Annotated in this window: 23 protein-coding genes and 1 pseudogene; 6 read left to right on the plus strand and 18 right to left on the minus strand. The window is 62.6% G+C overall.

The window, feature by feature from the left end; translation table 11 throughout:
• Positions 1-128 precede the first annotated feature (128 nt).
• The gene (locus HB777_25240) at positions 129-689 is read left to right on the plus strand and encodes a hypothetical protein (GenBank protein QND66891.1); all 561 of its coding nucleotides are present in this window, start codon (positions 129-131) and stop codon (positions 687-689) included.
• A gap of 36 nt (positions 690-725) precedes the next feature.
• On the opposite strand, the gene HB777_25245 is transcribed toward HB777_25240, so the two are convergent.
• Both HB777_25245 and HB777_25250 read right to left on the minus strand, forming a co-directional pair.
• Entirely contained in the window at positions 726-1,088 is a 363-nt protein-coding gene (locus tag HB777_25245; protein QND66892.1) for a DUF4260 domain-containing protein, read from the minus strand.
• A 64-nt stretch (positions 1,089-1,152) separates the two neighbouring features.
• A complete protein-coding gene (locus tag HB777_25250) occupies positions 1,153-1,584 on the minus strand; it encodes a transcriptional repressor (protein ID QND66893.1) in 432 nt (143 codons plus the stop codon).
• Positions 1,585-1,826: 242 nt separating this feature from the next.
• Here HB777_25250 and fabA point away from each other — a divergent pair, with 242 nt between their 5' ends.
• From fabA to HB777_25270, 4 genes are all read left to right on the plus strand, one after another.
• On the plus strand, positions 1,827-2,342 hold the full coding sequence (gene fabA, locus HB777_25255; GenBank protein ID QND66894.1) for a 3-hydroxyacyl-[acyl-carrier-protein] dehydratase FabA: 516 nt from the start codon (positions 1,827-1,829) through the stop codon (positions 2,340-2,342).
• Positions 2,343-2,393: 51 nt separating this feature from the next.
• Entirely contained in the window at positions 2,394-3,614 is a 1,221-nt protein-coding gene (gene fabB, locus HB777_25260; protein QND66895.1) for a beta-ketoacyl-ACP synthase I, read from the plus strand.
• Positions 3,615-3,627: 13 nt separating this feature from the next.
• Complete coding sequence (gene fabI / locus HB777_25265; protein QND66896.1) at positions 3,628-4,440, plus strand: enoyl-ACP reductase FabI; 813 nt, start codon at positions 3,628-3,630, stop codon at positions 4,438-4,440.
• 206 nt (positions 4,441-4,646) lie between these two features.
• Positions 4,647-6,191 (plus strand): bifunctional diguanylate cyclase/phosphodiesterase, encoded by a 1,545-nt coding sequence (locus HB777_25270; protein ID QND66897.1) that lies wholly within the window; start codon positions 4,647-4,649, stop codon positions 6,189-6,191.
• Positions 6,192-6,265: 74 nt separating this feature from the next.
• On the opposite strand, the gene HB777_25275 is transcribed toward HB777_25270, so the two are convergent.
• The 10 genes and pseudogenes from HB777_25275 to rimP all read right to left on the minus strand — a co-directional run bounded on the left by HB777_25275 (position 6,266) and on the right by rimP (position 18,538).
• Positions 6,266-7,285 carry a class I SAM-dependent methyltransferase gene (locus HB777_25275; GenBank protein QND66898.1) on the minus strand — a complete coding sequence of 340 codons (1,020 nt, stop codon included), beginning with the start codon at positions 7,283-7,285 and terminating at the stop codon, positions 6,266-6,268.
• A gap of 132 nt (positions 7,286-7,417) precedes the next feature.
• On the minus strand, positions 7,418-9,565 hold the full coding sequence (gene pnp, locus HB777_25280) for a polyribonucleotide nucleotidyltransferase (GenBank protein ID QND66899.1): 2,148 nt from the start codon (positions 9,563-9,565) through the stop codon (positions 7,418-7,420).
• 278 nt (positions 9,566-9,843) lie between these two features.
• Entirely contained in the window at positions 9,844-10,113 is a 270-nt protein-coding gene (gene rpsO / locus HB777_25285) for a 30S ribosomal protein S15 (protein ID QND66900.1), read from the minus strand.
• 182 nt (positions 10,114-10,295) lie between these two features.
• Positions 10,296-11,390, minus strand: a complete 1,095-nt coding sequence (gene corA, locus HB777_25290; GenBank protein QND66901.1) for a magnesium/cobalt transporter CorA — start codon at positions 11,388-11,390, stop codon at positions 10,296-10,298.
• Positions 11,391-11,433: 43 nt separating this feature from the next.
• On the minus strand, positions 11,434-12,447 hold the full coding sequence (gene truB / locus HB777_25295) for a tRNA pseudouridine(55) synthase TruB (protein ID QND66902.1): 1,014 nt from the start codon (positions 12,445-12,447) through the stop codon (positions 11,434-11,436).
• Positions 12,447-12,872 carry a 30S ribosome-binding factor RbfA gene (gene rbfA / locus HB777_25300; protein ID QND66903.1) on the minus strand — a complete coding sequence of 142 codons (426 nt, stop codon included), beginning with the start codon at positions 12,870-12,872 and terminating at the stop codon, positions 12,447-12,449. Before rbfA ends, truB begins: the two co-directional genes overlap by 1 nt.
• A 110-nt stretch (positions 12,873-12,982) precedes the next feature.
• Positions 12,983-15,560: pseudogene (gene infB / locus HB777_25305) on the minus strand (translation initiation factor IF-2).
• Positions 15,557-16,216 (minus strand): RNA-binding protein, encoded by a 660-nt coding sequence (locus HB777_25310; GenBank protein ID QND68905.1) that lies wholly within the window; start codon positions 16,214-16,216, stop codon positions 15,557-15,559. Before HB777_25310 ends, infB begins: the two are co-directional and overlap by 4 nt.
• A gap of 29 nt (positions 16,217-16,245) precedes the next feature.
• Positions 16,246-17,841 (minus strand): transcription termination/antitermination protein NusA, encoded by a 1,596-nt coding sequence (nusA, locus tag HB777_25315; GenBank protein ID QND66904.1) that lies wholly within the window; start codon positions 17,839-17,841, stop codon positions 16,246-16,248.
• 49 nt (positions 17,842-17,890) lie between these two features.
• Positions 17,891-18,538 carry a ribosome maturation factor RimP gene (gene rimP / locus HB777_25320; protein QND66905.1) on the minus strand — a complete coding sequence of 216 codons (648 nt, stop codon included), beginning with the start codon at positions 18,536-18,538 and terminating at the stop codon, positions 17,891-17,893.
• A gap of 286 nt (positions 18,539-18,824) precedes the next feature.
• On the opposite strand from rimP, the gene HB777_25325 reads away from it, so the two are divergent.
• Entirely contained in the window at positions 18,825-18,989 is a 165-nt protein-coding gene (locus tag HB777_25325; GenBank protein ID QND66906.1) for a hypothetical protein, read from the plus strand.
• A gap of 48 nt (positions 18,990-19,037) precedes the next feature.
• On the opposite strand, the gene trmB is transcribed toward HB777_25325, so the two are convergent.
• From trmB to HB777_25355, 6 genes are all read right to left on the minus strand, one after another.
• The gene (gene trmB, locus HB777_25330; protein QND66907.1) at positions 19,038-19,739 is read right to left on the minus strand and encodes a tRNA (guanosine(46)-N7)-methyltransferase TrmB; all 702 of its coding nucleotides are present in this window, start codon (positions 19,737-19,739) and stop codon (positions 19,038-19,040) included.
• A 23-nt stretch (positions 19,740-19,762) separates the two neighbouring features.
• A complete protein-coding gene (locus tag HB777_25335) occupies positions 19,763-21,028 on the minus strand; it encodes a methionine adenosyltransferase (GenBank protein QND66908.1) in 1,266 nt (421 codons plus the stop codon).
• 169 nt (positions 21,029-21,197) lie between these two features.
• On the minus strand, positions 21,198-21,617 hold the full coding sequence (locus HB777_25340; protein ID QND66909.1) for a helix-turn-helix transcriptional regulator: 420 nt from the start codon (positions 21,615-21,617) through the stop codon (positions 21,198-21,200).
• Positions 21,618-21,758: 141 nt separating this feature from the next.
• On the minus strand, positions 21,759-23,351 hold the full coding sequence (lnt, locus tag HB777_25345) for an apolipoprotein N-acyltransferase (GenBank protein ID QND66910.1): 1,593 nt from the start codon (positions 23,349-23,351) through the stop codon (positions 21,759-21,761).
• A 103-nt stretch (positions 23,352-23,454) separates the two neighbouring features.
• The gene (locus tag HB777_25350; GenBank protein ID QND66911.1) at positions 23,455-23,925 is read right to left on the minus strand and encodes a glyoxalase; all 471 of its coding nucleotides are present in this window, start codon (positions 23,923-23,925) and stop codon (positions 23,455-23,457) included.
• 72 nt (positions 23,926-23,997) lie between these two features.
• Positions 23,998-25,089: an HlyC/CorC family transporter gene (locus tag HB777_25355; GenBank protein ID QND66912.1), complete on the minus strand. Its 1,092-nt coding sequence runs from the start codon at positions 25,087-25,089 to the stop codon at positions 23,998-24,000.
• Position 25,090: the final 1 nt, after the last annotated feature.

Genomic DNA, 25,090 nt, shown 5'->3' on the forward strand with positions numbered 1-25,090 from the left:
TCTTTAACCAAGACCGGCGAAACTGAAAGCCGGTCGCGGTGCCGATTACCCCATGTAACAAGCGGTGCCGCCGAAGACAAAGAAAAAGGGGCGCCGAGGCCGATGGGCAAGCGCCGAAAGGAATGAAAGTGTCTGGTTTCGCGTCGCTTCGCCTGACCCTCAGTGCAGCATTTCTCGGCGCTCTGCTTTATTCTCCGCTTGCGGCCGCGCAGAGTGCCGCAGCGCCTGCACAGAGCGTCGTGACGCTCGGGCCGAGCGGCCTACCGCTGCCGCGATTCGTCAGCCTGAAATCCGGCCGCGTCAACTCGCGCGTCGGCCCCGGCGCCAACTACTCGGTCGACTGGATGTATATGAAGGCCGGCCTGCCGATGGAGATCATCCAGGAATTCGACACATGGCGCCGCGTGCGCGATGCCGACGGTTCGGAAGGCTGGATCAACCAGTCGCTGCTGTCCGGCCGGCGCACGGCAATCGTGGCACCATGGCAGCGCGGCAAGGGCAACCAGATCAACCTTCTCAACAGTCCTGACAAGGACGCACGGGTGGTCGCGATGGTCGAGCCCGGCGTCATGGGCACAATCAAATCCTGCGACGGCCAGTGGTGCGAAATGACGTTCGATGGCCACACCGGCTGGCTTGCCCAGTCGATCGTCTGGGGCGCCTATCCCGGCGAACGGGTGAAGGACTGATTCTCGCTCTTGATCGCGATCCCTCGCGGTCAAGGTCTAGCGCCCGATACGGCCGAGATGCGTGTCCTGAAATCCGGTTGACAGCTTCAGGCCGTAGCCCAGCGCACGGTCGATGGCGATGTGGGCGATCCAGATCAGCGCAACCGCCATCGCGGTCGCATTGCCCCACATGTGCCCGGCGAGCAGCAGCAGCAGCACGGGCACGATCAGGATATGCAAGGCGTTGTAGGCAAGGGCACCGACGCGCGGTCCGGCCAGATAGCCCGACATCGACAGGTCAGGCGCCAGGATAAGCAATCCGAACAGCCACCAGGACATGCCGGTCGAACCGTAGAAAACGACGGCAGCCAGCGCCACGATTGCCCATTCGAGCCGGATTGTGAGATCGAGGGGTTTCATCCCTGGCCGATCATTCTGGTCTGGCCGATCATTCTGGCCTGGCCGATGCTTCTGGCCTGGCCGATCATTCGGGGCGTTTGGGGCGCAGCCTCACCACGATATCGACATTGGCGATCTCCATCCCTTCCGGCGGCTCCGGCAGGTTGGCAACCGTCACCGGACCGCCGGCAATGTCGAATATGCGGTTTTCGCCTTCGATGTAGAAATGGTGGTGGTCGGAGGTGTTGGTGTCGAAATAGGTCTTGGCGCCCTCGACGGCGAGGATGCGCAACAGTCCCGCCTGGGTGAACTGGTGGAGGGCATTGTAGACGGTGGCCAGCGATACCGGCACGCCGGCGGCAACGGCCTCCTCGTGCAGTTCCTCAGCCGACAAATGACGGTCGCCCTTGGCGAAAAGCAGGTCGGCCAGCGCAATGCGCTGACGCGTCGGCCTCAAGCCGGCTTCACGGACCCGCTTGTCCACAGCGACATTTTCCTTCCGGCCGTCCAGGTCCATCTTCTCGTCGAACCCCACAGTTCCGCCCCAAGACACGCCCAGAATGGCAAAAAAATGAACGTCTGCCGAAACCGGACCTCTCAGGACATATATTCTGTCGTCCGAATGCGATCAATAGCGCGCATTGACCCAGGCAGACGAGCAGGTTAAGCGCAAACGCCGGTTTCCGGCCTGAAACAGATTGTGTTAGGAAACCAACGACAAGGGCACCCGATAGCCCAAACGATATGGGGATGAGATTGATGGCGGGTAAATCCAGCTACGAGTACGATGAATTGCTGGCCTGCGCCCGCGGCGAACTGTTCGGACCGGGCAATGCCCAGCTTCCCTACCCGCCCATGCTGATGTTCGACCGCATCACCGAGATCAGCGAAACGGGCGGCGCCTTTGAGAAGGGTTTCATCCGCGCTGAGTTCGACATCAAGCCGGACCTGTGGTTCTTTGCCTGCCATTTTATCGGCAATCCGATCATGCCGGGGTGCCTCGGCCTCGACGCCATGTGGCAATTGACGGGGTTCTATCTTGGCTGGCTCGGCGAACCCGGCAAGGGGATGGCGCTGTCGACCGGTGAAGTGAAATTCAAGGGCATGGTGACGCCCTCGGTGAAGAAGGTCGAGTATGGGATCGACTTCAAGCGCGTGATGCGAGGCCGGCTGGTGCTCGGCATCGCCGATGGCTGGCTGAAGGCGGATGGCGAACCCATATACGCGGCAACGGATTTGAAAGTCGGTCTGTCCAAGCAGTCGGCGGTCGGCTGACCGGCATCCCTGGCCGGCCCCGCTGGCCAGCATCCCTGGAAGGAGTTGCGAATGAGACGTGTCGTAGTCACAGGCCTCGGCATCGTGTCGTCGATCGGCAACAATGCCAACGAGGTGCAAGCCTCGCTGCATGACGCCAGATCCGGCATCAGCTTCTCCGATTCCTTCGCCGAACACGGCTTCCGTTGCCAGGTGTGGGGAGCGCCGACGCTCGATCCATCGGCCATGATCGATCGCCGTGCGATGCGCTTCCTGAGCCAAGGTGCGGCCTGGAACCACGTCGCCATGGATCAGGCGATCGCGGATGCGGGCCTCGGCGAGAGCGACATCACCAATGAGCGCACCGGCATCGTCATGGGATCGGGCGGACCATCCACCCGCACCATCGTCGAAGCGGCCGAAATCACGCTGAAGAACGGCAGTCCCAAGCGCATCGGTCCGTTCGCGGTGCCGAAGGCGATGTCGTCGACCGCATCGGCAACGCTTGCCACCTGGTTCAAGATCCACGGCGTCAACTACTCGATCTCGTCGGCCTGCTCGACCTCGGCGCATTGCATCGGCAACGGCTACGAATTGATCCAGTGGGGCAAGCAGGACATGGTCTTTGCCGGCGGCCACGAGGATCTCGACTGGACGATGTCGGACCTGTTCGACGCGATGGGCGCCATGTCGTCGAAATTCAATGACAAGGCGTCGACCGCTTCGCGCGCGTATGATGCCAATCGCGACGGCTTCGTCATCGCCGGCGGCGCCGGAGTGCTGGTGCTGGAAGAGCTGGAGCATGCCAAGGCGCGCGGCGCCAAGATCTATGCCGAGATCGTCGGCTATGGCGCGACCTCCGACGGCCACGACATGGTTGCCCCTTCAGGCGAAGGCGCGGTCCGCTGCATGCGCCAGGCGCTGGCCACGGTTTCCACGCCGGTCGACTACATCAACACCCATGGCACGTCGACGCCGGTGGGGGATTCCAAGGAAATGGGTGCTATCCGCGAGGTGTTCGGCTCAGAGATGCCGTACATCACCTCGACGAAATCGCTGACCGGCCATTCGCTGGGCGCGGCTGGCGTGCAGGAATCCATCTACTCGATCCTGATGATGCAAGGCGGTTTCATCGGCGAAAGCGCCCATATCGAGACCCTCGACCCCGAATTCGAGGGCATGCCGATCGTGCGAAAACGCATCGACGACGCCAGGATCGACACTGTCTTGTCAAATTCGTTCGGCTTCGGTGGCACCAACGCCACGCTCGTTTTCCAGCGCTATTCCGCATAAGGATTTGCCGGCCATGGACGGATTGATGAAGGGCAAGCGCGGGCTTGTCATGGGTGTCGCCAACGATCATTCGATCGCCTGGGGAATCGCCCGGAAATTATCCGAACATGGGGCGGAACTCGCCTTCACCTATCAGGGCGATGCCTTCGGGCGGCGAGTCAAGCCGCTGGCCGACAAACTCGGCGCCGCGCTGGTCGTGCCGTGCGATGTCGAGGACAGCGCTTCAGTCGCCGCCACGTTCGAGACCCTGGGCAAGGAATGGGGCGGGTTGGATTTCGTCGTCCATGCCATCGGCTTTTCCGACAAGAACGAGCTGAAGGGCCTCTACGCCGACACCAGCCGGGACAATTTCGTCCGCACCATGGTGATCTCCTGCTACTCCTTCACCGAGATCGCCCGCCATGCCGCTGCCTTGATGCAGGACGGCGGGTCGATGATCACGCTGACCTATGCAGGATCGGTCCGCGTCATGCCGAACTACAATGTCATGGGCGTCGCCAAGGCCGGACTGGAGGCCAGTGTGCGCTACCTCGCCAACGACTACGGTCCGCGCGGCATCAGGGTGAATGGCATATCGGCTGGACCGGTGCGTACGCTCGCCGGCGCCGGCATTTCCGACGCCCGCCACATGTTCTCCTACCAGCAGCGCAACTCGCCGCTGCGCCGCACGGTGACCATCGACGAGGTCGGCGGCTCCGCGCTTTATCTGCTGTCCGACCTGTCTTCCGGCGTTACCGGCGAAATCCACTATGTCGATTCCGGCTATCACATCGTTTCCATGCCGACGCTCGATGAATTGAAGCAGACCGACGGCGGACGAGACTAATGCATGTCGCCCAAAAGTGCGCAGCGGTTTTGGGACAACGACATTCATAAAACAAAAGCTTAAAATGCCCCGACTGAACCCAGTTCGACGGGACGGGCTTTAACCAGCTCGAGAAATACTTTCGGTCCAATAAAATTAGATGCATTCGCGGAAACTCATTTTAAGGAGATATCCGCTAGAAAGCCCCGTACTCTGGGGATCTTTCAATGTCCGCCGTCAGTAACCCGAAGCGAACACCGGTGTTCCGACTGCTCACCATAGCGAGTTCGGGCCTCGGCAGTTTTGTCCTCGGACTCTGGGGCCTGAAGCTCGGTCTCGGCGATGGCTTTGCCGGCATCTCCGCGGACATGATGGTCGCAGTGATGGCCGCTCTTTGCGCACTAGCGGCGTCGGTCGCCGCAATGTCCTTCTTTGCCGGCGTCGATGAATCGGCGGATTTCGTCTTCACGGAAACCCATTTCGACAAGCTGACCGGTCTGGTGGCGCGCCCGGCGATGGTCGGCAAGATTGCCGAGGCGGCATGCGCGACAAGCCGGACCGGCGAGCCGATGTTCCTCATCGATATCGACATCGACCGTTTCAAGCAGATCAATGACGCCATCGGCTACAGCCAGGGCGACGAGTTGATCCGCGCCTTCACCAAGCGATTGAAGACTTGCGTGCCGCAGCGCGCGCTGATCGGACGCATCGGTGCCGGTGAATTCGCGATTCTGCTCCCTGACAACCAGGTTTCAGGGTCATTGGAAAGCACCATTGAGAGGCTCATCGACGAGATGATGGAGCCCTATGAACTCGGCACGCACCAGCAATCGGTCAGCCTGTCGGTGGGCATCGTGGCGATGCCAAAGGACGGCGTCGATCCCGTCCTCCTCCTGCGCCGCTCCAATCTGGCGCTGCAGAACGCGCGCGCCAGCGGCGTCGGCAACTGGTCGGTCTTCCATGCCGAAATGGGCAGGGTCGCCGACCATCGCCAATGGATCGAATCCGAACTGAATACAGCCTTCGAGCGCGGTGACTTCGATCTTCACTACCAGCCGCAGCTCGATCTGCCGACCGGCCGCATCGTCGGCTACGAAGCGCTGATCCGCTGGCGGCATCCGGAACGCGGCATGATCCCACCGATGGAGTTCATTCCGATCGCCGAGGAAACCGGCATGATCGGCCCGATCGGCGAATGGGTGCTGCGCAAAGCCTGCAGCGACGCCCGGCATTTGCCCGACGACTGCTTCGTCGCCGTCAACATCTCGCCCGTCCAGTTCATGACCAAGGACTTCGTCGGCACCGTGCGCGACACCATGACGGCCACCGGCATCAAGCCGTCGCGGCTGGAGCTGGAAGTGACCGAGACGGCGATGATGCAGGACCGAGACCGCGCCGCCGCCATCCTGAAGCAGCTTGCGGATATGGGCATCTCGGTCGCCGTCGACGATTTCGGCACCGGCTATTCCAATTTGAGCTACCTGATCGACTTCTCGTTCGGCAAGCTGAAGATCGACCGGTCCTTCGTCAGCCGCCTCGATACCGATTCCAGTTCCGGCGCGGTCGTCTCGACCATCGTCGGGCTGTCGCGCGCGCTCGGCGTCAGCATCATTGCCGAAGGCGTCGAGACCGAAAGCCAGGCGACGCTGCTCAGGGCAGCCGGCTGCGAAGTGGTGCAGGGCTACCTGTTCGGCAGGCCGGCCCCTCTCAAGCTCAGAGTCGGCGACGCGCATGTCACCGACGAAGTCCGACGCGTCGCCAATCTGCATTGAACGCGACGCGATGGCTGTTTTCGTCTGAGCATGATCTTTTCCGAAAACCGGTATCCACTTTTCGGGATCATGCTTCAACGACGAGCGGAAAGCACCTTGAACATGCCGTCACGGGCAAGTTCGGCATGGCTCGAAAAGGCGGCCGCCAGGATCGGCTCATAGGGAAGCTGACGGTTGGCGACCATGAACAGCCGCCCACCTGGCTTCAAGGCCTTGGCCGCCGCGCGGACCATGCCGGCGCCGATCTCCGGCTCGGCCGCCCGGCTGCGATGAAAGGGCGGGTTCATGGCGATCGCGTCGTAGCGTTTCTCGACCGGTTCCTTCAGCAGATCGACCCAGAAGAAATTCCTGGTGATCGACTGGCTAACCCCCGCCAGATTGAGCTTTGCGGCTTCGAGCGAGGCGAAATCGGCTTCATAGAGGTCGAGCGCCAGAATGCCGGGGGAGCGGGCGGCGATCTCGGCAGCCACATAGCCCCAGCCGGCGCAGAAATCGGCAATGTTGCCACGCAAATCATTCGGCAGGTTCTCGACCAGCAATTTCGAGCCGGTATCGATCCGGTCGAAGGAAAACATGCCGGGCGCGGTGTGGAACCGGTTTTCAACCAGCAGAGCGGGATTGGCGGCGCGTAATTCTTCCGCGGCGGCCAGATCGGCGGGACGGCGCAACCAGAAGGCGATGCCGTGATATTTCGGCAGATGGCCTTCAAGCGGCACTAGTTCGTCAACGCGCTTGCGCAGGCTGGCAATGCCATCGTCCTTGCCGCCGGCAACGACCACCAGGCCGCCCGGCGCGACGCGTTCAAGCGCCTGCGCGATGCGCACTTCGTTCAGGCCGCGATGCCGGCCGGCAAGCACAAGTGCCATATCGAAGCCATCGCCTTCCACTTGCGCGGTGACGACGAAGCCAGACGCCTGCAGCGCGCTAAAATGCGGCCGGAAGCCTTGTACGAGATGAAGCGCGGCTTCGAAGCCTTCAGGCAGGCGAAAACCCGGTTCGGTGCCGAGAAACAGCACGCGATTGCCGTTTCCCGGCAGAGGAACAGTCTCGGCCTCAAAGGGATGAAAAAGCGTCTTCAGCGGCTCGGCGGACATCGTTCGGTCTCGAAATGAGGTCTGTCTTGGCAATCTGAGAATGAAGACCCGGGCTGAAAATGAAACCCGGGCTGAAAATGAAAACGGGCGCGACCTAAGCCGCGCCCGTTTCGATTCATGATCTCAGACCGATCAGGCGGCGTTTTCTTCGCCTTCGGTCTTCTTGTCGCGGGCGAGCTCCTTGCCGGTGGCCTGGTCGACGACCTTCATCGACAGGCGGACCTTGCCGCGCTCGTCGAAGCCCATCAGCTTGACCCAGACCTTGTCGCCTTCCTTGACCACGTCCGAGGTCTTGGCGACCCGGTCGTTGGCAAGCTGCGAGATGTGGACGAGGCCGTCACGCGGGCCGAAGAAGTTGACGAAAGCGCCGAAGTCGGCGGTCTTGACGACCGTGCCTTCGTAAATCTCGCCGACTTCCGGCTCGGCGACGATGGTGTGGATCCACTTCTTCGCCGCCTCGATCTCCTTGGCGTTGGACGAAGCGATCTTGACCGTGCCGTCATCCTCGATGTTGATCTTGGCGCCGGTCTTCTCGACGATCTCGCGGATGACCTTGCCGCCTGATCCGATGACGTCACGGATCTTGTCGGTCGGGATGTGCATCACTTCGATGCGCGGTGCGAACTCACCGAGCTCCGAACGCGCGCCGGTCAGGGCATGTGCCATCTCGCCGAGGATATGCAGACGGCCGTCCTTGGCCTGGCCAAGCGCGATCTTCATGATCTCCTCGGTGATGCCATCGATCTTGATGTCCATCTGCAGCGAGGTGATGCCACCTTCGGTGCCGGCGACCTTGAAGTCCATGTCGCCGAGATGATCCTCGTCACCAAGAATGTCGGAGAGCACGGCGAAGCGCTCGCCTTCCTTGATCAGGCCCATGGCGATACCGGCAACGGGTTTGGCCAGCGGCACGCCGGCATCCATCAGCGCCAGCGAGGTGCCGCAGACGGTCGCCATCGACGACGAACCATTGGACTCGGTGATCTCCGAAACGACGCGCAGCGTGTAGGGGAACTGGTCGGAGGTCGGCAGCATCGGGCGGATAGCGCGCCAGGCGAGCTTGCCATGGCCGATTTCGCGGCGGCCCGGCGAACCCATGCGGCCGGTCTCACCGACGGAATAGGGAGGGAAGTTGTAGTGAAGGAGGAACTTCTCCTTGTACATGCCGGTCAGCGAATCGACATACTGCTCGTCCTCGCCGGTGCCGAGCGTGGCAACGACCAGCGCCTGGGTCTCGCCGCGGGTGAACAGTGCCGAACCGTGGGTGCGCGGCAGGACGCCGACTTCCGAGACGATCTTGCGGACCGTGCTCAGGTCGCGACCATCGATGCGCGAGCCGGTGTCGAGGATGTTCCAGCGCACGACCTTGGCCTGGAGTTCCTTGAACACGGTGCCGATCTGCTCGGAGGTGTACTTGGCGTCTTCGCCTTCAGCCGGGGCGAACGCGGCCTTGACCTTCGCCTTGACGGCGTCGACGGCGGCGTAGCGCTTCTGCTTGTCGACGTTCTTGTAGGCAGCGCTGAGCTCGTCGCCGACGATCTTCAGCATCTCTGCTTCAAGCGCGGAATAATCCGGCGCGGTGAAGTCGCGCGGCTCCTTGGCTGCAACTTCGGCCAGCTTGATGATGGCGTCGATGACCGGCTGGAAGCCCTTGTGACCGAACATGACGGCGCCGAGCATCAGCTCTTCGCCCAATTCCTTGGCCTCGGACTCAACCATCAGCACGGCGTCGGTGGTGCCGGCGACGACGAGGTCGAGCTTGGATTCCTGCATCTCATCGACATGCGGGTTGAGCACGTATTCGCCGTTGATGTAACCGACGCGGGCGCCGCCGATGGGACCCATGAAGGGCACGCCCGAGAGCGTCAGGGCAGCCGAGGTGGCGACGATCGACAGGATGTCCGGATCGTTCTCGAGATCGTGCTGGACGACGGTGACGACGATCTGGGTGTCGTTCTTGTAGCCCGCGGCGAAGAGCGGGCGGATCGGGCGGTCGATCAGGCGGGAAACCAGCGTTTCCTTTTCGCTCGGACGGCCTTCACGCTTGAAATAGCCACCCGGGATCTTGCCGGCGGCGTAGGTCTTTTCCTGGTAGTTGACGGTCAGCGGGAAGAAATCGAGGCCGGGCTTCGGCTCCTTCATCGAAACGACGGTGGCGAGGACCTTGGTCTCGCCGTAGGTGGCGAGCACCGCGCCGTCAGCCTGACGTGCGATCTTGCCGGTTTCGAGGATGAGCGGACGGCCGCCCCATTCGATTTCCACTTTGTGGTGATTGAACATTTCTTGTCCTTAATATGAGGAAAGGGCCGCGCCGTTTCACGGTGCACGGATGCCCTTTCCCTGGCTTCCTTTCTCGGGCAGCCACGGGCAAGACAACGGGAAGCTCGGGTAATTTCGGCGCGGCGAGCGCGCGCGAGCGTCCTGCAATCCTGCCCCATGACCGTCCATGGGCGGTTTCGAGTGCCCTCTGCACGATCGAAACCGGGTCTGGCCAGCCGATACGACTGGCAGAATGCGCGACCGGCGGGCTCTCCGAAGAAAGCCCGCCGGTCAATTCGTCAACGGCGCAGACCGAGCTTCTCGATCAACGTCTGGTAGCGCGCGTCGTCCTTGCGCTTGAGATAATCAAGCAGGCTGCGGCGCTGGGAGACGAGGGCGAGCAGACCACGGCGGGAATGGTTGTCCTTCTTGTGGTCCTTGAAGTGGTCGGTCAGGTTCTTGATGCGCTCGGAAAGGATGGCCACCTGGACTTCCGGAGACCCGGTGTCGCCCTTGGCGGTTGCGAATTCACCCATCAATTCCTGTTTGCGCTCGGCAGTAATCGACATCGTGTTTTTCCTTATCTGTTTGAGGAAACGGGTCGCCCTCAGCCGGGATGTCGTCCAGCAGGGGCCGGTGCAAGCAAAGCGTCTTAGCGCTATGCTGCGGCGCATATAGTGCAATTCCCCGGAAAACACCAGCCCAATTCACAAGCCGGCTTTTCAGGTCGAAATGGCCTGGTTTATCCTTGTCAGAGCCATTTCTTCCATTTGAAGAAGGCGATCAACCCGAACGCGACAATGGCCATGAACAGCAGCGATAGGGGATAGCCGTAATGGGACTTCAGTTCCGGCATGTTCCAGGGCGAAGACTCCGGATCGAAATTCATGCCCCACACACCGACCAGGAAGGTCAGCGGCATGAAGATGACCGAGACGATGGTGAGATAGCTGATGACGTCGTTGGTGCGCGCCTGGCTCAGCGAAAGATGCATCTCGATCAGGCCGGTCAGCATGTCGCGCTGGGTTTCGACCAGTTCGATCAGCCTGAGCGAATGGTCGAGCGTGTCGTTGAGAAATATCTTGGTCTCGGCCTTCACATAGGGCACGTCGTTGCGGATCAGCGTCGCCAGCGCATCGCGCATCGGCCACAGCACGCCCTTCAGCACATTGGCATCGCGCCGCAATTCATGCAGCTGCCGCATCTGGTGCTTGTGCGGCGAATGCAGCATCTCGTCCTCGATGCTGTCGACAATGTCGCCGGCCGCCTCGATCGGCGGGAAGTAACTGTCGACGACAGCGTCGATCAGCGCATAGGCGAGGTAGTCGGCGCCGCGCGCGCGCAACCGGTTGGGCGCCGAACTTTCGATGCGCTTGCGCACCGGATCGAACGGATCGCCTTCCCGCTCCTGGAAGGTGACGACGAAATTGTTGCCGAAGAAGACGGCGATCTGCTCGTAGCGGTGCGACGTGACATCGTCGATCATCCTGACGACGACGAAGGCATGGTCCTCGAAGAAATCGACCTTCGGCCGCTGGCCGGTGTTGACGACGTCCTCCAGCGCCAGCGGATGCAAGCTGAAAATGCGGCCGATCTCCTCGATCAGCTGGATGTTGGCGAGGCCGGTGCAGTCGAGCCAGAGGACCGGCCATTTGTCGCAATGGGTGTTGAGGTCGTCGATGCTGGCATTTTCGATGGTTTTGAATTTCTGCGGCGAGATCAGTGTCAGCCTGAGTTCGCTGCGCCGCGCCGAGGGGTCGGCGATCAGCGTGCCGGGCGACGCACCGACCGGCGGCCGCCTTGTTTTCACGGGCGCCCGCTTCTTGATCGCCTCAGCCTTTGCCATATGCCCCTCACGCGAGTCCCGGCTCGACATTAGACGACAGGAGTCAGCCGGCAAAGACCCGTTTGGGCTTGAACATGCCTTGCTCGATGGCGCCGATGGCGACCAGCTTGCCGCGCGCCGTGGCGCAGGCTTCCTCGGCTTCCACCGGTGCATCGCGGCCGCGGATGATGACCGGGTTGCCAAGGCGGATCTTGGTCGCCGCGTCGTCGCTGATGGCGATCTGCGGCAGGCAATCGAGGGCAGCCGATGTATCGACCAGAAGCGCATCGATGGCGCCGAAGTCAATTGGCGTCTCCACCGCGTCAGCGGCTTCCGTCGCGTCAGCGATGTCCGTCGCGTCAGCGATGTCCGCCGCGTCCGAGTTGTCTTCATCCTGCACACCGAAACGGGCGGCTTCCAGTTCGGCGATGGTGACGAAATCCTCCGCCGTGAACGGCTCGACCTCGACCCGGCGCAATTCGCTGATATGGCCGAAGCAGCCCATGTCGCGGCCCATGTCGCGGGCCAGCGAGCGCACATACGTGCCCTTGCCGCATTCGACCTCGAAAACGGTATGGTCGGCGCTATGCTCGACAACGTCCAGACGGCCGATCTCGATCTCGCGCGGGGGTATGTCGACTGTCGCGCCGTCGCGGGCCAGATCATAGGCGCGCTCGCCCGCGATCTTGATGGCCGAGAATTGCGGCGGCGTCTGCATGATGACGCCGGTGTATTTCGGCAGCAGCGCCTTGACCTCGGCTTCCGATGGACGCAGGTCGGCCTCCTTCGTCACCGGGCCTTCAAGATCATCGGTGGAGCGCTCCTGTCCCCAAGCAACGGTGAAGCGATAGATCTTGGCGCCGTCCTGCACGTAAGGCACGGTCTTGGTGGCCTCGCCAAGCGCGATCGGCAGCATGCCGGAAGCCAGCGGATCGAGTGTGCCGGCATGGCCGGCCTTTTCCGCCTGGAACAGCCATTTGATCTTGGAGACGGCTTCGGTCGAGCCCATGCCGACCGGCTTGTCCAGTATCAGCCAGCCCGAGATCGGCCGGCCCTTCTTCTTGCCGCGGCGCGCCACTATTCGGTGTCCTTGTTGTCGTCTTTGTCCAGATCCTCAGGACCCAGATCGCGCGCCACTTCGGGCGACTTCAACAGGTCGTTGATCCTGGCGAAATTGTCGAATGAAGTGTCGAGCTTGAAGCGGAACTCCGGCATGAACTTCATCTGCCGCAGCGCGCCGGAGACACGGCCGCGCACGAACTTCGCATGCTTGTTCAGCGCCTCGACCACCGCATCGGTATCCTTGGCGCCGAGTGGCGAGACGAAAGCCGTGGCGACCTTGAGGTCGGGCGACATGCGCACTTCCGAGACCGACACCACGGTGTTTTCGATCAGCGGATCGATGATCTCGCCGCGCTGCAGGGTTTCGGACAGCGCATGGCGCACCTGTTCGGCGACGCGCAGCATGCGCTGGGATGGGCTGGATGTGGTTGGACGGGGCATTTTTCTCAATCCTGAAAGCGTGAGGCGCGGGATGGGACCGTGCCGCATGTCTCATATGGTTTGGGCGGCGGTCTTTCGACCACCGCCCGGTATGGACAAGTCACTCGAACTCAGAGCGTCCGGGTCACCATCTCGACGCGGAAGCACTCGATGACGTCGCCGACGCGCATGTCCTCGTAGTTCTGGAAGGCCATGCCGCATTCCTGGCCGCCGGGGACTTCCGAAACTTCGTCCTTGAAGCGCTTCAGCGTCTTCAGCGTGCCTTCGTGGATGACGACGTTGTCGCGGATCAGGCGCACGCCAGCACCGCGCTCGACCTTGCCTTCGGTGACACGGCAGCCGGCGATCTTGCCGACCTTGGTGATGTCGAAGATTTCGAGGATCTGCGCATTGCCGATGAAGGTCTCGCGACGCTCCGGCGACAGCAGGCCCGACAGAGCCGCCTTCACGTCATCCACAAGGTTGTAGATGATCGAGTAGTAGCGGATCTCAATGCCCGCGGCCACCGCGGCGGCACGCGCCTGGACGTTGGCGCGGACGTTGAAGCCGATGATCGCGGCACCCGAGGTCTCCGCCAGCGACACGTCGCTTTCGGTGATGGCGCCGGCGCCGGCATGGACGATGCGTGCACGCACTTCGTCGGTGCCGAGCTTGTCGAGCGCAGCGTTGATCGCTTCGATCGAGCCTTGCACGTCGCCCTTGATGACCAGCGGGAATTCCTTCAACCCGCTCGTCTGCAACTGCGACATCATCTGCTCGAGCGAACCGCGCTGGCCGGCATGCTTGGCAACCGCCTTCTCGCGCGCCAGACGCTGGCGATATTCGGTGATCTCGCGGGCACGGGCCTCGTTGTTGACCACGGCGAAGCGGTCGCCGGCCTGCGGCGTGCCCTGCAGACCAAGCACTTCGACCGGCATCGCCGGCGGCGCTTCCTTGATCTGCGTGCCACGATCGTTGACCAGCGCGCGCACCCGGCCCCATTCGTTGCCGGCAACAAGGATGTCGCCCGGCATCAGCGTGCCGGTCTGCACCAGCACGGTGGCAACGGGACCACGGCCCTTGTCGAGCTGGGCTTCGATGACGACACCCTCGGCGGTACGATCCGGATTGGCCTTCAGGTCGAGAATTTCGGCCTGCAGCAGGATCGCCTCGAGCAGCTTGTCGAGGTTGGTGCCCTTGGTCGCCGACACTTCGACGTCCAGAACTTCACCGCCCATGGATTCGACGAAGACCTCGTGGCGCAGCAGTTCCGAGCGCACCTTCTGCGGATCGGCATCATGCTTGTCGATCTTGTTGATCGCCACGATGATCGGAACGCCGGCCGCCTTGGCATGGCTGATCGATTCGATCGTCTGCGGCATGACGCTGTCGTCGGCCGCCACAACCAGGATGGCAATGTCGGTCGCCTGGGCGCCACGAGCACGCATCGCCGTGAAGGCGGCGTGGCCGGGCGTGTCGATGAAGGTGATCTTGTGACCATTCTTCTCGACCTGGTAGGCACCGATATGCTGGGTGATGCCGCCGGCTTCGCCGGAGACGACATTGGCGTTGCGGATGGCGTCGAGCAGCGAGGTCTTGCCGTGATCGACGTGGCCCATGATCGTCACGACAGGCGGACGCGTCACCAGGTCCTCGGCATTGTCGGCGATGTTGAACAGGCCTTCCTCGATGTCGGACTCGGCGACGCGGCGGACCGTGTGGCCGAATTCGGTGGCGACCAGTTCTGCCGTATCGGCGTCGATGACGTCGCCCGGCTTCAGGATCTGACCCTGCTTCATGAAGAACTTGACCAGGTCGACCGCGCGCTCGGACATGCGTTGCGCCAGTTCCTGGATGGTGATGGTCTCTGGCAGGATCACTTCGCGCATGACTTTCTCGCGCGGCTCATTATGCATCGCGCGCTTGAATTTTTCCTGGCGGCGACGCATCGACGACAGCGAACGAGCCCGCGCGTCTTCGTCGGACAATGCCGAATTCAGCGTCAGCTTGCCACGGCGGCGGTCTTCCTCGCTCTTGGTCGGCTTAGCCGGACGCGCCACTTCGGGCGTGACCGGACGGCGCACCGGCACACCGGCACCAGTCCGCTTCGGCTTGGCCACTTCCTCGTCATCGACTGTTGCCAGTTCGGCAGCCAATGGCGCGCGGCGACGGGCCTCTTCCTCGGCCCGACGGCGGGACTCGGCCTCGGTCAGCAGCCGCGCCTTCTTCCTCGGCCTGGCGGCGTGCGGATTCATCGCGTTCGCGCTTGCGGCGCTCTTCGTCCTCGGCACGGCGCTTAGCGTCCTCGGCGGCGCGCTGACGGTCCTCGACCTCGCGCACCTTGGAGCCTTCAAGCGCCCTGCGGCGCGCTTCCATTTCACTGCGCGACAGTTCGTTCAGCACCATGCCGCCGCGTTCGACCGGTGCTGGTGGGGGCGGTGGCGGTGGCGGTGCCTTCGGCGCTTCCTGCACAACGGGCGCGGCCACAACCGCCGGCTTCGGTGTGAAGACGGGGGCGGCAACCGGCTCCGGCTTGTCGCCAGGCATCGAGAACTTGCGCTTCTTGGTTTCGACGACGACCTGCTTGGTGCGGCCGTGCGAGAAGTTCTGGCGCACAGTGCCCTGTTCCATACCGGGGCGCTTCAGCGTCAAGGTCTTCTTCGGCGTCACACTCAGCGTATTGTCGTCACCCGATTTCGTATCGCTCATTCCATATCCTCTGCGGCATCATCTTCGTCAGCAACAGCCGCAAGCATTGCCAGATCGTCCGGGGAACCGCCCCGATACCGGTCGAGCGCAACCATGCGCTTCTGGACCGCCCTGCCCGCGTCTCCCGCGAGAACGGCAGCATGTATCACATTTGTACCCCCCAATGCCAAGCTCAACTCGGCCTCGGAGAAAAGTTTGTAGGCAAGGATAGCGGGCCCGCCGAGATGGACTGTCGCCCGTCGCGCCTGGCTGATCTTGCGCACGCCGTCGTCGGACGCCTCCGTCGCATGCAGCACGAAAAGCGCCAATCCGCCGCGCACCGCGCTCTCGACCTTGGTAGCACCAAGCGAAATTGCGCCTGCCTTGCGGGCAAGACCAAGCATGCCCAGAGCGTGTCTGGAAAGCAGCCCGTCGACCATGCCGCCGAGATCGGGCGGCACGACCACCTGTGCCTTGAAGGCGCGGGCAAAGAGGTTCTTCGCCGCAGCCTTGTCGATATGTAGGCGGTCGGCGCTCACCCAGCAACCGCGGCCGGGCAGATTTCTCTTGATGTCGGGAACGACGGACGAATCCGGGCCGACGACGAAACGGATCAGTTCATCCGGTTCGGCTTGTTTGCGCGTAACGATGCAGGTGCGATCGTTCATCTCGTCCAGGGGCGGGTTCGGTGCGATGCGGTTTCACCTCACGCACCAACGGCTTCGTCAGCCGAGACTTCTTCGGCCGCAAGCTCGTCTTCGGTGATCCAGCCGGCCTTGAGGCGGGCAGCCAGAACCATCTGCTCGGCATCGGCACGCGCGACGCCGTGATTGGCAAGCACGCCGGGGAATACCTTGGTCTCGCCGTCCTTGCGTTCCTTCCAGCCGGTGAGGTCGTCGGCGGCATAGCCGGCAAAGTCCTCGATCGTCTTCACGCCGTCTTCGCCGAGCGTCACCATCATGGCGGTGGTGATGCCGGGGATTTCGCGCAATTCGTCCGAGACGCCGAGCGCCTTGCGCTTGTCGTCGTGCTCGGCCTCGATCTTCTCGAGATATTCGCGGGCGCGGGTCTGGATTTCCGAAGCGGTGTCTTCGTCGAAACCGTCGATCGAGGCGATCTCGCCGGAATCGACATAAGCGACTTCCTCGACACTGGTGAAGCCTTCGGAGGCAAGCACCTGGCCGACCATCTCGTCGACGTCGAGGGCTTCCATGAACAGCGACGAACGCTCGACGAATTCCTTCTGGCGGCGCTCGGATTCTTCGGCCTCGGTCAGGATGTCGATATCCCAGCCGGTCAGCTGCGAAGCAAGCCGCACGTTCTGGCCGCGGCGGCCGATGGCCAGCGACAGCTGGTCGTCGGGAACCACGACTTCGATGCGTTCGGCATCCTCGTCGAGCACGACCTTGGCGACTTCCGCCGGCTGCAGCGCATTGACGATGAAGGACGCGGCCGAAGGCGACCACGGAATGATGTCGATCTTCTCGCCCTGCAATTCGCCGACGACGGCCTGGACGCGGCTGCCGCGCATACCAACGCAGGCGCCGACAGGATCGATCGAGCTATCGCGCGAGATGACGGCGATCTTGGCGCGCGAACCCGGGTCGCGGGCGACCGCCTTGATCTCGATGATGCCGTCATAGATTTCCGGCACTTCCATGGTGAACAGTTTGGCCATGAACTGCGGATGGGTTCGCGACAGGAAGATCTGCGGGCCGCGCTGCTCACGGCGCACGTCGTAGACGTAGGCGCGGACGCGGTCGCCATATTTGTAGTTTTCGCGCGGGATCAGTTCGTCGCGACGGATGATCGCTTCGCCACGGCCGAGATCGACGATGACGTTGCCGTATTCGACGCGCTTGACGGTGCCGTTGACGATTTCGCCGATGCGGTCCTTGTATTCGTCATACTGACGATCACGCTCGGCCTCGCGCACCTTCTGCACGATGACCTGCTTGGCCGACTGGGCGGCGATGCGGCCGAAATCCATCGGCGGCAGCTGTTCGGCGATGAAATCGCCGAGCTGGGCGTCGGGATTGCGCTCGCGAGCCGAGGAAATGGCGATCTGCGTGGCGTAGTCATCGACCTTCTCGACCACTTCCATCAGCCGCTGCAGCTTCATCTCGCCGGTGTTCGGGTTGATGTCGGCGCGGATGTTGGTCTCCTGGCCATAACGCGAGCGCGCCGCCTTCTGGATCGCATCGGCCATGGCGGCGATGACGATCGACTTGTCGATCGACTTTTCACGCGCGACCGCGTCGGCGATCTGCAGCAGTTCAAGTCTGTTGGCGCTTACAACCATCGTTTTTCTCCCGAGCCTGTTTGCCGGACCATTGCGCCCGGCAGCTCAATCATAGTTCCTGTTCGTGTTCTTCCGTGGCGTCTGCTTCCGCACCCTCGGGCACGTCATCGTCCGGTTCGCCGCGGTTTCTTTTGGCTTCCTTGCGCGCCCTGTTGTCCTTCGACAGGGCGTCGCGGATGAGATCGTCGGTCAGGATCAGGCGCGTTTCGGCAATCGCGTCATAGGGGACCCGCACCGTCGGCTCCTCGCCATAGGCGGCCTTTTCGCGCTCGATCAGCACATCGTCTTCGCCGGCCTCGACGATCTTGCCCTTGAACCGCTTGCGGTCGGCAACGACGATCGATGTCTCCATCTTGACCAGATGACCCGTCCAGGTCGTGAAGTCCGATTTGCGGACCAGCGGCCGGTCGATGCCGGGCGACGAGACTTCGAGGTGATAGGCCTTTTCGATCGGATCATCGACGTCGAGCGCCGGCGACACCGCGCGGCTGACCTCTTCGCAATCCTCGACGGTCATGGTGCCGTCCTCGCGCTCGGCCATGATCTGCAGCGTCAGCCCGTTCTGGCCCGACAGATGCACCCGCACGAGACGGAAGCCGATGCCGCGCAGAACCGGCTGGACGATCAGCGCGATGCGCGCATCGATGCCGCTTTCGCGGATGATGCGATCGTCGCCCTCGTTTGCCGTTGCAGTCATTGAAGCCCTGTCGCTCTATCCGAACTTATCGGCAGGTAATAAAAAAGAGCGGGACCGGGTGGACCCACTCTTCGTCATACCGACCAAGAATTTGAGGCTGATATAAACCAACATGGCCGGTGTTTCAAGCCCGCTATGCGGGCCGGGCAAAGCCGTGCGGCGCCAGTGTTGCGCCAGACGCATGGCCTACATGCGGCGAAACCCCTGTAAGCTTTGCCGTTGCGTCCCCATTTATGTTGCATCGCACAAAGATGATTGCACGACACAGCACCGAAAGGGCATGACCATGACCAACCGTAAGATATTATCCGCCATAGGCGAACTCTTCACGACATTCGGCAGCGCGGTCGCCGCCTCGCGGGCCGTGGAAGCCGGGCGCAAGCCGCGTGCGGACGATCTGCGCAGGCTCGGCATGGACCCGGCTATATTCAACAGGATCGGCCGTTTCTGAAAATCGGGCGGGGCGGACCATGTTCGCCATTGTGCCCGGAGAGCGCGCTTAGATCCTGACGAAGGTAAGATAGGCCGGCCGCCGTCCCTCCCGAATGGCCTTCGCCTCGTAACGCGTCCCCGGCCAGCCATCATAGGGCCGGTGCCAGTCCGCCGCCTCCGAAGCCCGCCACGCGAATGCGCCATGCGCACGGCAATGCAGAAGGGTCCAGTTGACATAGGTGTCGATGTCGGACGCAAAGCGGAATCTTGAACCCGGCCTCAGCACACGCGCGAATCGCTCGAGATTGACCGGGCTAACGAAGCGCCGCTTCCAGTGTTTCTTCTTCGGCCAGGGATCGGGATAGAGCAGATCGATGCCGTCGAGCGAGGCTTGCGGCAGCCAGTCGAGCAGCCGGGTGGCGTCGTCGTCATAGACCCGCAGATTGGCGAGCGGCTTCTCGCGCACCGCCATCATCATCTTGGCCATGCCGTTGACGAAGGGCTCGACGCCGATAAAGCCGATCGAAGGCGCCTCGGTCGCGCGATGCAGGAGATGTTCGCCGCCGCCGAAGCCGATCTCGAGGCGAACCGCGCTGACATCGGCTTCAAACAGAGTGTGCAGATCGGCCGGCGGTTCAGCCGTCAGATTGAGCCGATATGTCCCGAAACCGCTTTCCAGTGCGGCCGCCTGCTGCGGACGCATGGTCTTGCCGCGCCGGCGACCGAAGAAGGCTTCGGTCGCGCGGCTTGGTCTGTCCTTCGGGTCCATGGCGGGACTCTGCGGCGCCGCTGTCAGGCGGCGACCGCATCCTTGAGCGCCTTGGCGAGATCGGTCTTTTCCCAGGAGAAAGACCCGTCGCGGCCGGCCTTGCGGCCGAAATGGCCGTAGGACGACGTCTTGGCGTAGATCGGCTTGTTGAGATCGAGATGGCGGCGGATACCGGATGGCGACAGATCCATCACGGTGCGCAGCGCCTCCTCGAGCTTTGCCTCGTCGACCTTGCCGGTCCCGTGCAGGTCGACATAGACCGACAGCGGCTGGGCAACGCCGATGGCGTAGGAAAGCTGGATGGTGCAGCGGTCGGCGAGTTTCGCCGCCACGACGTTCTTGGCCAGATAGCGCGCCGCATAGGCCGCCGAACGATCGACCTTGGTGGTGTCCTTGCCGGAGAAGGCGCCGCCGCCATGCGGTGCGGCACCGCCGTAGGTGTCGACGATGATCTTGCGGCCGGTCAGGCCGGCGTCACCGTCCGGTCCGCCGATGACGAACTTGCCGGTCGGATTGATGTACCACATGCAGTTGTCGGCGATCTTGAGGTCGCCCAGCGCCTCGCGGATATAGGGTTCGACAACCTTGCGGACCTTCTTCGAATCCCAGCTCGCATCGAGATGCTGCGTGGACAGCACGATCTGCGTCGCCTCGGCGGCCTTGCCGTCGACATAGCGAACAGTGACCTGGCTCTTGGCGTCCGGGCCGAGCTTGCCGGCTTCACCGCTGCCTTCGTGACGGGCGGCAGCCAGCAGTTCGAGGATCTTGTGGCTGTAGTAGATCGGCGCCGGCATCAGATCCGGCGTCTCGCGGCAGGCGTAGCCGAACATGATGCCCTGGTCGCCAGCACCCTCTTCGCCCTGACGGTCGGAGGCGTTGTCGACGCCCTGGCCGATGTCAGGCGACTGGCCGTGCAGCAAGACCTCGATCTTCGCCGTTTTCCAGTGGAAGCCGGCCTGCTCATAGCCGATTTCGCGGATCGCCTTGCGGGCGACCGACTTGAACTTGGCCGGGTTGACGACCGAATGCCCGGCGGCATCCTTGAGAATATTGCCAGCCTTGTCCCGCTTGAGCAGCGTGTCGGGAACACGCACCTCGCCGGCGATGACGACACGGTTGGTGGTGGCCAGCGTCTCGCAGGCGACGCGGACTTTCCACGGATCCATGCCGGTCTTCTTGGCTTCGCGATAGACCAGATCGACGATCTCGTCGGAGATCCGGTCACAGACTTTGTCGGGATGGCCCTCGGCAACGGATTCCGAGGTAAAGAAGTAGTTCTGCCGCGTCACGGGTGTCCCCTCTTGAAAAACGATCGGCAGGTTGCCGATTTTGGCGCGCCACGTGTTAGCGGGGCGAAGCGCCGCTCGTCAAGCGATGCTTCGGTTCTGGCATGAATGTCGATGCGTTTATCTTGTGCCACCGGCGGCAAGACGCCGCCGGTCCTGGCGTGACTGCGGATCAGTCGGGATCGTCCGTGGAGAGGGACTTGACCAGGTCTATGATCCTGCGGCGCACCTTGGCGTCGGCGATCTTGACAAAGGCCCGGTTGAGCTGAAGACCTTCGGGGCTGCCGCAGAATTCGACGGCGAAAGCCATCGACGCATCCTCGGCAAATCCACGGCCCGCCACGGGCTCCTGGCCGGGCGCATCCTCGAAAAAGAAGGCGACAGGCACGCCGAGTATGGACGCGATCGCCTGCAGGCGGCTGGCGCCGACGCGGTTGGTGCCCTTTTCATATTTCTGAATCTGTTGAAATGTGATGCCGAGGTTTTCCCCCAGCTTTTCCTGGCTCATTCCCAGCATGTTGCGGCGAAGCCGGATGCGACTGCCAACATGGATATCGATCGGATTCGGTTTCTTCTTGTTGTCTTCTGTCATTTTTTCCTCGCCGAATTTTTTCGGCTTTCTCTATTTTTTTCCTGCCCAAACGAAGCCGGAGGCAACTGCCCCAAACAGAATGATCAACCGGCTTCGAGAAATTTCAGGCGCTTACAGTATGAGTTTCTAATGTGTGGGCTGTCAATTCACCCGTAGCCTTTGCCTTACGTTCAACAATGCCGCGGCGATGGCAAACAGCAACATGATCAGCATTCCGTTAATGCGCCGTTGGCCGGGAGATATGACCGTCTGTTCGGAAATCGGGACATGGGCATCGATGGCGCCGCGGGCGTCGATCGCCAGCGCATCGACGATGCGGCCGCGCGGATCAACGACGGCCGAGATGCCGTTGTTGGCAGCACGCAGCAATGGCAATCCATTCTCCACCGCACGGATCTGGGCCTGCCTGAAATGCTGATACGGACCCGGCGTGTCGCCGAACCACGCATCATTGGTAACGTTCACAATAAGCTGTGCTGACGTTGCGTCAACTGCCACCAGATCCGGAAAGATCACCTCATAGCAGATAAATGGCAGTGCGCGGATGCCGCCAGGCAAGGTGATGGCGTGCCGCTCGTTGCCGGCCGCAAAATTCATCGGCCCGGCAACCAGCTGCTCGATGCCGAAACGCTCGAGCAGGTCGGAGAAAGGCAGGTATTCGCCGAACGGCACCAAGTGAACCTTGTCGACGGCGTCGGCGATTTCGCCCTTGTCGTCGATCGCCACCACGGAGTTGTAATAACGGCTGTCAGCATTCGCGGCCGAGCCGCCTTCCTCCCGAACGACGCCGGCGATCAGCATCTGGCCGGGTCCGAGCATGTCGCCCAGCGCCGTCAATGCGTCCGGACGCTCGGTGAAGAGGAACGGCACCGAGGTTTCGGGCCACAGGATCAGTTGCGGCCTTTCATGGCCAGGGTCCGGCGCCTTGGCCGACAGCCCCATCAGGGTGGCGAAGATGCGGTCGCGCACCGAGGCGTCCCATTTTTCCGACAGGTCCACGGCCGGCTGCACGATGCGGACGTCCAGGCTGCGCGCCGCCGGTTTTTCGGGAGCGGCAAGCCTGACATAGCCGAAGCCGACATGGGCAGCGGCAAGCACGACAAACAGCGCCGCGCCGAGGCGAAGATGCCGGCGCGCGGCCAGCAGCGCCGGCAGCGCGAAAACGAACACAGCGAGCGCGTTCATGCCGATCATCCCGGTCACCGAGACGCTCTGCATCAGCAAGGGCACGGGCATGGCCGCGTAGCCGACGGCATTCCAGGGAAAACCGGTGAACAGGAAGCCGCGCAGCCACTCCATCAGCCCGAAGCCGAAGGCAAGGGCGGCGATGCGGCCAATGTCGTTGCTCCACAGCAGCCGGGCAACGATTGCCGCAAAGCCGTAGAAAAAGGCGAGCATGAAGGGAATGCCGACCACCGCGAAGGGAAGCGCCCAGGCAAAGCTGTCGGCTTCGACCAGCAGCGCCGAGCCGATCCACCAGAGGCCGGCAAGGAAATAGCCGAAGCCGAACCACCAGCCGACGGCGAAGGCCGCCCGCAGGCGCCGGAACAGGCTGCCGGAGGCTACACCGGTGGCGCCATCGAGCAGCCAGACCAGCAGCGGAAACGAGATGAAACAGGCGGCGAAGAAATCGTAGGGCGCCTGCCCAAGCACCGCCAGGGCGCCTGCGAGAAACGCCACGAGCGCGCGCCGCCAACCCCAAAGCAGAATTATCCGGCCGGCCAGGCGCTCCATGCATACTTCCGAGTCGCGCGAATCAGGACGCAAGATTTAACAGGCCGCGGTCCGCGCTCCAAACGCCGGATGGCCGGCCGTGACGCAAGCCCCGGCCACCGCCCTACCGGTGCCAGCCGTCGATTTGAACACCGCCCAGCCGCTCGGCCTCCTCGCGCGGAACCGAACGGATGGTCTGCGTAAAGGTCCAGACATGGCCCTCGGGATCGCGCGCCCGATACTGGCGTTCACCGTAGAACTGATCCGTCGGCTCCTGGATTATATCGGCGCCGGCGGCCCGAGCCTGGTCGCAATGTGCGTCGATGCTATCCTTCAGCCTGACATAGACCGATTGCGTGTTCCTGCCCGAGACCGAAGCCGGGCTGGCGACATAATCGGTCCATTCGGAATCGACGATGATGTAGCTGTCGCCGAACCGCATCTCGGCGTGAACAAGTCTGCCCTCGGCATCGCGGACCACCATGCTGCGCACGAAGCCAAAGGCTGCTTCAAGCCAGTCCAGCGCGGCCCATGGATCCTTGTAGAACACACCGGACCCCAGGGTAGAGTGCTTGAAAGGGTCTTCGACCGTCATCGGTGAGCGCTTGGACCCTTGTTTTGCCGCATGATATCTATCCGAAAAGTCTGCAACCTTTCGGCATCATGCTTAAGCCTGTTCGGTGCGTGCTGCGCGCCGGCGGCGCTCGCCCTTCTGGCTCTGCACGATGCGCACGCGCTTGACGCGGCGCGGATCGGCGTCGAGCACGTGGAACTCGAAGCCGGGTATCGCCTGCACCACCTCGCCGCGGGCCGGAACGCGGCCAAGCGTGTTGAAGATCATGCCGCCGATTGTGTCGACATATTCGCCATGTTCGCCGGCGGCGAAATCCTCGCCGATCATCTTGGCAACGTCGTCGATCTCGGCCTTGCCGTCGACGATGAACACGCCGTCACCGCTCTGGGTGATCATCGGCTCGTCTTCGTCATGCTCGTCCTCGATGTCGCCGACCACCATTTCGACGATGTCCTCCAGCGAGGCGAGGCCGTCGGTGCCGCCATATTCATCGATGACCAACGCCATCTGCGTGCGCGTCGTCTGCATGCGGCCCATCAGGTCGGAGGCAAGCATGGACGGCGGCACGAACAGCACCGGGCGGATCAGATTGAGGTCGCCAATGGTGCGTGCGAGGTCGACCTGGGCGAGATCGAGAACCGTGGCGGCGGGGGTCTTCCTGGTCGTGCGGCCCTTCTTGACCCGCGCGATCTTGGTGATGTGGGCCAGCACGTCACGAATATGGACCATGCCGCGCGGATCATCGAGCGTCTCGGAATAGACCGGCATGCGCGAATGGCCGGATTGTTCGAAAGTGCCCAGGAGATCGCCGAGCGTCGTCGTTATCTCGACCCCCTGGATGTCGGCGCGCGGCACCATGACGTCCTCGACGCGCACCTCGCGCAGCCGCAGGATGTTGTTGAGCATGGCGCGTTCGCCGGGCGAGAAGGATTCGGCATCGCTCGTCGTCTCGGCAAGCGCGCCGGCAATTTCCTCACGCAGGCTGGTTCCGTTGCGTTGCCGAAACAGGCCCAGAACGCGGTCGAACAGGGAGGGACCGGCAGGCGATGTTTCGCTGGCAACGCTGCCAGTGCTGGCAGCACCAGGGGTAACGGGACTCGGACTTGATCCCTCTTCCGACGTATCGGAAGCCTTGGTCGCACTGCCGGCGTCGGGGCGGGCGGCAGTATCTGGTTTGTCGTTCATC

Source organism: Mesorhizobium loti, from assembly GCA_014189435.1.
Lineage (GTDB): Bacteria > Pseudomonadota > Alphaproteobacteria > Rhizobiales > Rhizobiaceae > Mesorhizobium > Mesorhizobium loti_G.